Annotated in this window: 13 protein-coding genes; 3 read left to right on the top strand and 10 right to left on the bottom strand. The window is 56.6% G+C overall.

The window, feature by feature from the left end; genetic code table 11:
• Nucleotides 1-28: 28 nt before the first annotated feature.
• Nucleotides 29-541: a sigma-70 family RNA polymerase sigma factor gene (locus ACSSU5_RS24925; protein WP_492560120.1), complete on the bottom strand. Its 513-nt coding sequence runs from the start codon at nt 539-541 to the stop codon at nt 29-31.
• Between the two features lie 451 nt (nt 542-992).
• On the opposite strand from ACSSU5_RS24925, the gene ACSSU5_RS24920 reads away from it, so the two are divergent.
• A complete protein-coding gene (locus ACSSU5_RS24920; RefSeq protein ID WP_492560119.1) occupies nt 993-2,021 on the top strand; it encodes a PDZ domain-containing protein in 1,029 nt (342 codons plus the stop codon).
• A gap of 383 nt (nt 2,022-2,404) precedes the next feature.
• On the opposite strand, the gene ACSSU5_RS24915 is transcribed toward ACSSU5_RS24920, so the two are convergent.
• The 4 genes from ACSSU5_RS24915 to ACSSU5_RS24900 form a co-directional block, all read right to left on the bottom strand.
• A complete protein-coding gene (locus ACSSU5_RS24915) occupies nt 2,405-2,656 on the bottom strand; it encodes a hypothetical protein (protein ID WP_264313154.1) in 252 nt (83 codons plus the stop codon).
• Nucleotides 2,657-2,924: 268 nt separating this feature from the next.
• Nucleotides 2,925-4,064, bottom strand: coding sequence for an acyltransferase family protein (locus ACSSU5_RS24910; RefSeq protein ID WP_492560118.1), 1,140 nt, complete (start codon nt 4,062-4,064; stop codon nt 2,925-2,927).
• 285 nt (nt 4,065-4,349) lie between these two features.
• Nucleotides 4,350-4,607 carry a hypothetical protein gene (locus ACSSU5_RS24905; protein WP_264313158.1) on the bottom strand — a complete coding sequence of 86 codons (258 nt, stop codon included), beginning with the start codon at nt 4,605-4,607 and terminating at the stop codon, nt 4,350-4,352.
• A 193-nt stretch (nt 4,608-4,800) separates the two neighbouring features.
• Nucleotides 4,801-6,300 carry a sensor domain-containing diguanylate cyclase gene (locus ACSSU5_RS24900; protein WP_492560117.1) on the bottom strand — a complete coding sequence of 500 codons (1,500 nt, stop codon included), beginning with the start codon at nt 6,298-6,300 and terminating at the stop codon, nt 4,801-4,803.
• Between the two features lie 348 nt (nt 6,301-6,648).
• Here ACSSU5_RS24900 and ACSSU5_RS24895 point away from each other — a divergent pair, with 348 nt between their 5' ends.
• Nucleotides 6,649-6,846 carry a hypothetical protein gene (locus ACSSU5_RS24895; RefSeq protein ID WP_264313160.1) on the top strand — a complete coding sequence of 66 codons (198 nt, stop codon included), beginning with the start codon at nt 6,649-6,651 and terminating at the stop codon, nt 6,844-6,846.
• Between the two features lie 83 nt (nt 6,847-6,929).
• On the opposite strand, the gene ACSSU5_RS24890 is transcribed toward ACSSU5_RS24895, so the two are convergent.
• The 3 genes from ACSSU5_RS24890 to ACSSU5_RS24880 form a co-directional block, all read right to left on the bottom strand.
• Nucleotides 6,930-7,139: a hypothetical protein gene (locus ACSSU5_RS24890; protein WP_492560116.1), complete on the bottom strand. Its 210-nt coding sequence runs from the start codon at nt 7,137-7,139 to the stop codon at nt 6,930-6,932.
• A gap of 72 nt (nt 7,140-7,211) precedes the next feature.
• A complete protein-coding gene (locus ACSSU5_RS24885; protein WP_264313162.1) occupies nt 7,212-7,673 on the bottom strand; it encodes a GNAT family N-acetyltransferase in 462 nt (153 codons plus the stop codon).
• A gap of 79 nt (nt 7,674-7,752) precedes the next feature.
• The gene (locus ACSSU5_RS24880) at nt 7,753-7,974 is read right to left on the bottom strand and encodes a hypothetical protein (RefSeq protein ID WP_492560115.1); all 222 of its coding nucleotides are present in this window, start codon (nt 7,972-7,974) and stop codon (nt 7,753-7,755) included.
• Between the two features lie 196 nt (nt 7,975-8,170).
• Between ACSSU5_RS24880 and ACSSU5_RS24875 the strand changes: the two genes are divergently transcribed.
• The gene (locus ACSSU5_RS24875; RefSeq protein WP_492561365.1) at nt 8,171-8,530 is read left to right on the top strand and encodes a hypothetical protein; all 360 of its coding nucleotides are present in this window, start codon (nt 8,171-8,173) and stop codon (nt 8,528-8,530) included.
• Between the two features lie 2 nt (nt 8,531-8,532).
• On the opposite strand, the gene osmE is transcribed toward ACSSU5_RS24875, so the two are convergent.
• Together osmE and ACSSU5_RS24865 are read right to left on the bottom strand one after the other, a co-directional pair.
• Nucleotides 8,533-8,895 carry an osmotically-inducible lipoprotein OsmE gene (gene osmE, locus ACSSU5_RS24870; protein ID WP_264313165.1) on the bottom strand — a complete coding sequence of 121 codons (363 nt, stop codon included), beginning with the start codon at nt 8,893-8,895 and terminating at the stop codon, nt 8,533-8,535.
• 46 nt (nt 8,896-8,941) lie between these two features.
• Entirely contained in the window at nt 8,942-9,142 is a 201-nt protein-coding gene (locus ACSSU5_RS24865) for a hypothetical protein (protein ID WP_264313166.1), read from the bottom strand.
• Nucleotides 9,143-9,155 lie beyond the last annotated feature (13 nt).

Here is a 9,155-nt window from a genome sequence, read left to right as displayed (position 1 = left end):
ACGTTCGTATGAGGCAAGCGGTTCATCTTCACTCCGACCGCCTCAATGTGTCGCGACAATGCCGTACAGCTTGAACAATGTACTTCCCCACAGTGCTTTCGGAAACGCCGAGTCTTATGGCGATCTGCGCATGTGTCAGCCCCTCTAGGCGGTTGAGCAACAGCGCCAGACGTGCGTTATTCGGCAACTTCTCCATGGCAATATCGAGCTGCGCCAAGGCCTCATCCGTGATCAAAGCAGTCTCTGGTGAAGGGCGTGGATCGCAGATCTCCAAGGCCTGTGACTCATCGGCTTGCAAGGCAGTCAGTCTCCCCTCCCGACGCATGCGATCAATGGCCAGGTTGCCGGCAATGCGGAACAGGAACGCGCGAGGCTCCTGTATCGGTTCGCCCGCTGGCAGGTTGACCAAACGCAAATAGGTATCTTGGGCCACATCGGCAGCTTGATCTACGTTACCCAGCCGCCGAGCCAAGAACGCCATCAGTTCCGCGTAGTGCTCGTGGAAGTTGGTTAGCAAATCAGAGGTGCCAATGCGTGACATGCTCAGCCCTAAGTCAGTGAACCGGCCCCGCCGGAGAGCCGCGGATCTTACACTAACTGAGAAGCATTATTAAATGGACTTTGCACGGTCTTGAGCATTTCGAGCAAATCGCGCGGAAGTGGTGGCAGGCTACCTGATCTGGCATCGTTCGGGCGCACACTTTTGGCCGCCGATAGCCATCCGTGAAGGGCAGCTATGGGTCGAAAGCGGACAGTCAGCGACAGCCACCAGGTGATACCAATTTTGATACCACTGATGAGGAATTGAGGGGGATGGAGGGTGTCTGGCCCAATGAAATCAACCCTTTGCCACCGCTATACACCACTAAGAAACTGCGTCATTGTCAGTAGGTGAAAAGACCAACCCCCAAGCCCAGGCCATCGCAAATACCGTATTGCTAATATGGAATCGTTCGATAATGATGCCGTATTGGCATCTAGGTGAATGAGATATGAGCAGGGTAGTCAGTTTCGCTGCGTTGTCGTTGGTTATGGTCAATCTTTCTGGATGTGTTGACCAAATGGTCCTCAATAGCATGGCGCAAGCGTCTCTAGATAGCGAAACGCCAGAAAGTGTGAGCCTTGCGCCCGCTAACTTTCGCGGTAAAACCTGTCTCGAGCTTGCCGTTGATCGACAAAATGCGGGTATCTTGCTTTCAAACACAGGTGAACACGCTGATTATGTGCAAAAACATGGCCGTTGGACGCACGCCTCGGTAGAACAGGTTGAGCAAGAGCAAGGCTGCATGCCGGGCACGACCGTCAACCAGGCAGGGGCTATCGACTATATCCTCCAACATCCTGAGTCCTTGAAAGAGCTTCAGGCAGACTTGCCGCCTGGCGGTCTTGAGTACATCAAGGCGGGCGGCAAGCTTCCCGCAGGCGCGTACGCTGCGGCGCCAACTGCTACAGCGTCAGTGCCTGCTAGTGCTCCTCAGCCGACTGCACATTTTCAAGGATCAACTTCGGAACGCGGTTCTTCGCAAACTTCGCTGGCTCAATGGGTAGCGAAAGAAACCCCAGAGGCCTATCACGGGAAGTCCTGCGACTACCTGAATGTGGCGCTGATCCGGAGTGCACAGTTGGGGCCTGAATTCAGGGATCTTGCTGATAGCAAAAAGAAGGCTATCGATCATGCTCTTTCAGGTCGCGATTGCCCGGCACCAAGCCCCTTCCTACCGGGGAGGGTTGGCGCGGCAATTTCTTCCATGGACCCTATCAAGGCTGCCCGGCTAGGTATGCCGCTGGAGGGAGCATCCATTGAGAAGATTTCTCCGGGCGGGCCGGCAGAGCGAGCGGGTCTGCAGTTTGCCGATGTCATTGTGAAGGTTGATGGGGTGCCGGTCAGAGATGATATTGATTTTCTGGTCGGCATTAACAAGGTTCCGACAGGGTCGGCCACCTTGCTCCAGATTTTTCGAAAGGGCGCCTATGCCAATGTTTCTCTAGTGCTTGGGCCGCCAGTGGTTGTTCAGCATTGAAGTTGTTGCTGATGACAGAGCCCCGCCAAGAGCGACATGCTGTTCACTTAAGAATGCCGGGGCCGCAAAGCGGCCCCAATGCAGGCGATGCAGAGCTTAAGTGAACAGCATTACCCGCCAGCGAAAATCATCACTGCAGCCAGCGCAACCTCCGGGAGTCCTGGACACTGCTAGCCAATAGTGTGGTGATGTCTTCGACGGACAGGTGGGATCTGCGAGGCTCGGCCACTCACGGTGTGCTCCAGACTGAGCCGGGCGAGATCAGCAAGTCATTCGAGATGTATGAGCTCAAGCGTCGCGGGATGTCATTCAGCGCGCGCCACAAAATCAAAGTGCGCCGTTCCGTGGCGCGACGATGATACGGCGAGGAAATGCAGTAAGTTCTAGTTCGCGTTTGAAAGCTCTACCCGAAACAGCGGGAAGAGTTCGTCGGGGTTACGGCACTCGCTGTTCAGCTTCACACGTGCAGATTCGGCTTGCGTTCTTGTCGCGTAGCTCGGTCGCAGTCGTGCCTTCTCTTGGTTGTCGTAAATGTCAAAACCACCCGAAACGGTAGCGGCATAGTAACGAGATCCAGATCTGAACGACTCTTTTTCCAAGGGTACAGCTGGAACGATAACGAATCGCGGTTGCATTTTTCATACCTCCCCAGGTTGAGACTTAAGTATTAGCCTGAGAGTTGGAAGGCATCAATATGACTCATCGAGACGAAACAGTGACGTGTCGTGTCACTCGAATCCGGCACGAGCTGCCGGTGTGTTCGGCGGCGGAACCCGCGTCGATTTGGAGAGCTTACCTTGCAAGAAAAGAGGGCGAACCTACACGCTATCGAATGACAAAAAGGACCCGGCCATTGCGCCGGGTTTTTGCATTCACAGAGTTGCGCATCCCTGCGCGTGCCCGCTAAGCAGCTGATGTAGACCTTGGCGAATTCATTAGCGTTTTGGCCAAGCGGTTGCTAAGCCTGATCGAGGGTTCATCGATCATGATCGTAAACAGATAGGCTGATGCAATTACGACGGGAAGTAGAATGCCCAAGGTTATGAAAAGTGAGGTGCCATAGCCGAGGCTTGCCATGTTGACGATGAGAGATGACCCAAGGAACCCAATAACGGTGAAATGAATCAGGTACATGGAGTATGAGATTCTTCCCAGGAAGGCACAGGGGCGAGTCGTCAAAAGGCGCTGGAGCGATGGAAGGCCCGCAAGCGCAATGATGCACAGGAAAGCGCCAGCAAGGTGTGAAACTATAAAGATATTTTTAAGTGGAATGGCGGTGATCGGTCGCCATATCAACAGGTCTTGGCCGACATAGGGGAATGCGCCTAAATACAGGCCAAGCACAAAAAGGGTCAGTGACGCGGCTCGATTGATGCTGACGCGAAGCCCGAATGCCAGATCGGCCGCCAGGGCGCCGAGTACAAAGCCCAGCAAGAACGAGTCTTTAAGGATGAGTACAAGGGCGGCATAGGCGATGAACCGCGCTGGGTACCTGCCCAGTAGTGGCAGCATGACAAAGATTCCGAACGAGCCAATTAGCTCGGTGCGGATCGTCCAAAGCACTCGGTTATAGTCCTGTTCGGCGAATAGGAAAGACCCTATCAGGCCTTGCCATACAGCGGTTGTAATACTATCAAACCCGGAGAAGTACTCGGTTTTCGTATAACCCGACAGTGGGGTTGTAGCTGAAAAGTTTGAGCCGAAGGTGAGGTAGATCAGGCAGGGAATTAGCGTGGATGCCAAGGCTGGCAGTGCCAGTCTAGGGTATCTCTTGATGGCTGCTTTGATGTACCACCTTGAAGATTGGCCATTGAAGAAAGGGGCGGCAAGCACAAAGCCGCTTAACACGAAGAAAATCGCCACCGCGAAATTGCCATTGAATACCAAGTTTAGCGGTGATGCCGATATCTTCGACTCACCGAAATGGTCGGGAGCAGTGCGAAGGAATGCAGCGGGTAGGTAAAGCTGTACAAAATGACAGAAAACAACCGCCAGTGCAGCCAGCCCGCGGAGCCCATCGAGGTGTGAATAACGTTCGGTCATTGACATGCCTTCCTGAAGAGGGCGCGATTGTAGTCGTGCCCTCAAGGTTTTCCTACCCACTTCTTGCCCATTCGCCGTGGCTTGGGCGACCAGAAACTGGCGAGTGCTTCGAGGTGCTACGAAGTGAGAAAGGTAGGCAATGCTCCGGCTTCTCGCCGTCCGAGGAGGCCATCTTTGCTCGGTTGGCGCACGAAGGGGCTGGCGGAGTGAGGACCAAGCTTCACCTCCAGGCGCAGCATCAGGCGCTGGAGATGAAGCTGGCTGAACGGGTTGACGAAGGCGGTGTTACCCGCGGATTACCTTAAGGCGTGCCCGCCCAGCGTCCGTGATGGCGTTCTCTCCTTCATCGCTGATGCGGTAGCGACCGGACATGGATTTCGCAATTGAGAACCTCACCAACCCGCTCTTGGACAAGGCTTCCCCTACTTCAAAGCTCATTGCACGCTCCAGGTCGAAAATTTTAGTTTCTCCGATTTTGTAGCGGGCAAACGCAATCAGCGCCGAATCCAGCGCTGCCTGGTCTATTACCTGAACACCTTGCATGTGACCTCCTGGTCAGAATCGCTCAAGTCCGTCGGCCTAGTGACGGACCTGCAAGTTCGTTGAATGCGCAACGCTACTATGGAGGAGGGCGTGTGGGTTACTGGCTTTGCGTCCATGCTGGATGGGTGGCCAGTCACGATCGTTTTCGCCGTGGGGGGGCTAGGACTAAGCTGGAGACGTTTCGGGCTTTCGTTCAGCCGACATGCAGGCAATTGCGGCCCGCTTCCTTCGCGATATAGAGCGCCTGGTCTGCGCGCTCCAGCAGCGCCGGCCAGCTGTCGAGGGTGGGCTCGGTAGCACATGCGATACCGATACTGACGGTCACATGTGCAAAAGGACTGGTCGGGTGAGCGATACGTTCAGACGTCAACCGATCAAGCATCAACTGCGCAACGATGGCCGCACCGGCGCTGCCGGTGTCGGGCAGAATCACAGCCATCTCTTCGCCCCCGTAGCGCGCCAGCAGGTCTGAGGGGCGGCGGATGCAGGCCGAGAGCAGACGGGCAACCTGCTGCAGGCAAGCGTCGCCAGCCGGATGCCCGTAGGTGTCGTTGTAGCGTTTGAAATGATCGATATCAATCATCAGCAACGCCAGCGGTGTGCCATTTCGACGGGCTCTGAGGTGCTCCTCGGCCAGCGTTTGGTCAAAGCAGCGTCGGTTGGCAAGCCCGGTCAGCGCATCGTGCATCGCTAGGCGTTCGAGCTTCTGATTGCTGTCAAGCAACTGCTGTTGGGCCACTCTCAGTTCGCTTTCCACCGTGATACGTCGCCCCATGGCACGAATGAGCAAGCCGCCAATGGCACCGATGAGCGCGAGCAATCCGCAGACCACCAGCAATGACAGCAACGCCTCCAGCTGCCAGGCGGCAAGGGCCTCGCGTTTGCCCAGCGCGACCGTCGTCACTAACGGTAGCTTGTCACTCTTGCGAAACGCATATAGTCGCTCCACGCCGTCCAGGCTCGAGGTGAACGAGGCGGTGCCCACCGACTGGTCGACCAGGTACTTGGCGTAGATTGGCGACTTCGAGAAATTGCGCCCCATGTCCTGTTCCCGAAACGGGTAGCGCACCAGCATGGAGCCGTCGGTGTATGACAGGCCGATGGCGCCGTCATGGCCCACCTCGAGCTTGCCGAAGAGACGCAGGAAGTTCTTCACGCCAAGGGTCACAGCCACGACGCCGGCAAACTCGCCGCGGCTGTCGTTGAAGCGTCGGCTGATGGTGATCACCCATTCGTGGTTGGTGCGGCTGCGAATGGGCAGGCCGATGAAGGGCTCGCGGGAAGGGTCGTCGCGGTGGTGGATGAAGTAGGCCCGGTCGCTGCTGTTGGCGCCGGCGGGGATCGGACGGTTGGACGACATCAGCCAGTGTCCGTCCTTGGCGTAAAGGGTGACGCCGCTCAACTGCGGCATCAGGGGCTGCTGACGGCTGACCAGTTGGCTCAGGCGCTCGATCTGGGCTGGCCCGCTGCCTTCGGTTTCCAGGCGCTCGACCAGGCCGAGCAGTAGCAGTGAGCTTTGCCTTACGATGCCTTCTGAATAGGTGGATAGCGCCTGGGTCAGGTTCAGGCTGTGGATGTTGATGTCTTCCAGGGCTCGTTCGCGGGAGGCCATGACCTTCCACAGCGTCAATGAGGCGAGTGAACAACCAATGACCGACAGCAGAAGAACAACGAGGTGGATGTCACGCTTCACGGCAATACCTGAGGGGAGTCCGAATTCCGGGGCTGGCGATCAATGTTTGAATGCCATAGCAAAAAGCCATGCCTGGCTGGGGGCAATGATATAGAGAGTCGGCGGAGAAGGCATTAACCAGTTGGTACGTGGCTGTCCCGCGCTAACGCTAATGCCATGACCCGGGGCTTTGGTAGGGTAGAATGAGCGCTGCTAACCAGCGCATCCCCATTGAAGAAATTCTCTGGCACGTATTTCGAAGCCACGGGCGGCGCTGCGAACTATCAGAGCAAGACGGAGTGATAATGACCTGCTGCGGATCTGCAAGCCGACACAATGGACATGAGTGCGGAAATAGGGCGTGTGAAAATGGCTTGGCGTAAAAAACTGGAAACCTTTCAAAAGCGTTTTTCCCCTCGACAGCGGCGTGTTGTCGGCGGAGTTCTAATGGCGTTCTGGGCCTTTGGCGTGGTGGTTCACCCCGGCCAGTACCTGCTGGCGCTTTCCATACCTGGGGTCATCATTTTCATGAGCGCATGGCCACCGGAACTAGACGGTAAACACTGAAGCATCATCTCCTGTCACCGAGCAGTTGCCTGCTTGAAGTAGCGGGCAGAGGGGCCAGTAGTTGAGCAATGTGCTGAGCGCGGTCATGCATCATCTTTGATTCTTGCTGCAACGGACCTCAACTCTTCGGCAACCCCATCGATGGACTTGATGTGAGCGCGTACATCGATCTTGGTCTCGGAGGTGGCTCTGGCTTCCATGAACCTGGCATGCCCGGTCATGGCCTTGCTGAGTTCATCGAGGTGATCGGCTGTAGTGACGAGGTCTGATTTGATGGTTTGAAGTGTTTCCATGATCGTGAGTGTGTTCCTTGAAGTCTGCTTCTACACCCCCCATTGGGCGTTACTGCATCGGTTGGGTGTCGTTCAGCGAAGTACCCGCGACATCAGCCATTGCGCCTTGCCCCAGGCTTCGAACTGTTCAATGACCGCCCAGCCACGCTTGGCATAGTAAGCGTGTTTGTCACTGGTGTGCAGGTACAAGGTTTCAAGGCCGGTACTGCGGGCGTGCGAGCATATGCCCTCGATCAGCTGTTCGGCGATTCCGCCCCCTCTGGCTGCCGGGTCAACGAACACGCAGGCAAGCCAAGGGCCGAGGTCCGGGCGTGAGGGCAGGTCTTCAGCTGCCAGGGCTGCACCGCCCAGAAGCTGACCTTGATCCAGGGCAATCAGGCATTTCCATTGACCATTGCCCTGGCCGTCAGCGAAGGCCTGCTGCCAGAGGGCGAGGTCAACGCCCTCGAATTCGTACTTGAATTGCTGATGAATCCATTGAGCGAAGGTGTCGCAATGGTTCATATGATTAGCTAGCCAGTCAAAATGCGGCATGGGCGTCCTGCGCTGCAAAGCCTGTTGGGCGGGCAATGACACCGCATTAAGAGGGGCATGGCAAGTGAAGCCTCAAACGCTAGGCCTGATCAGCGCATGGCTTTTCGACTGCACTACCCTGTACCTGAAGCACCGAGCCTTTATCGTCTGTTGCCAACAAGCCATTGTTTTGCGCGTTGTCAGCCCCTTGTTCCGCAAGTGGCATGTCTGGAGTGCGGAAGATAACGCGGCCCTCATCGCCTGTTTTCAGCGTGTGAAGAAGGCCGTTCTGGTAGAAAAAACGTGTGATCTTGGCGGGCATGCGTAGAGGCTCCTTTCGAAAGACAGCTGATGAACATCCGTATGCCCACTATCGGCGCGCCTGGCTGTTATCGCCACTAGCAGAATTGACAGGTAGGAGGTGGCGTAGGTCGAAGCAGATTCAATCGTTCATTGAGAAGGCGGCCGGCATGGCCACGACCTTGGTTGATTGGAACCGCCGCGCAACCCCCGGTAGAATGCTCCGTACCCCTATTGGCCAATTGCAAATGCCTACATTTCGTATCTTCTGCTGCGCCTTCGTGGCGGCCAGCGTTGCCGGTTGCGCAACGCCTGGTAAACCCACAGCCAGTAAGCTGACCCACAAGACACCCGTGCAATATGCCGCCTGTGTAATGCCTAAGTGGCAAGCACTGGCGCCACTTGCCACGCAAAAGTCCATCGCTCACGGCTATCGATTGACAGCACCCAGCGCAGTGGCATCTGACGATGTCCTGGAGGTGGTCGACGCCCGCGATGGTAGCCGGGCGACGTTCTACAAGGGCAGTTTCCTGTCGGGCGACAAGCTGCGCCAGGCGGCCAGAGAGTGCCTGGACTGAGGTCAGTAACCCGCGCCGCCCATGCCGCCCATGTTGGTCGCCGGCTGCCTGGCCTTGTGCTGGGCATTGCTCCACTCGGCACACGTCATGAAGCCGGTTCTGTCGACCTTGTCTGCGCTGTTGAAGCTGACGCTGTAAGGTTGCCTTTTGCCTGCTTTGACAAGCATGTAGTCAAAGCAGGTACCCGGCACCACGTCTCGTTCGGACTCGGCGTCAGGTTTGCCGCCCACCTGCAGGACGTGCTCTTTGCTCATGCCGGTTTCGACTTTCGCGACCACGGGTTGGTCGTGGTAGAGCGATGAAGGGGTCGAGCAGCCGGCGAGGGCTGCCAGCGCGAACAGCAACGTTGAAGTGGGCGTGTTCATGGCTGTGCTCCTGGTAGAGAAAGCCTTGTGCTCTGCGCAAATCATCTTACCTCGGGCTTCTGTTCATCCGCTGACACTGTACCTCCGCATCGGTCTTGCTTGGGTAGCTGGGTTTGAGCCGCTCCTTCGCCAGGTTGTCATAGATGTCGAACCCACCGCATACGGTAGCGGCGTAGTAACGGCTACCGACACGGAACGACTCCTTTTCGATGGGCACCGCCGGAACGATAACGAATCTTGGTTGCATGTTTCGTGCCTCC

It is taken from the genome of Pseudomonas sp. E1MeOHC2, assembly GCF_058745025.1.
This window is presented reverse-complemented; position numbering and strand designations above follow the sequence as displayed.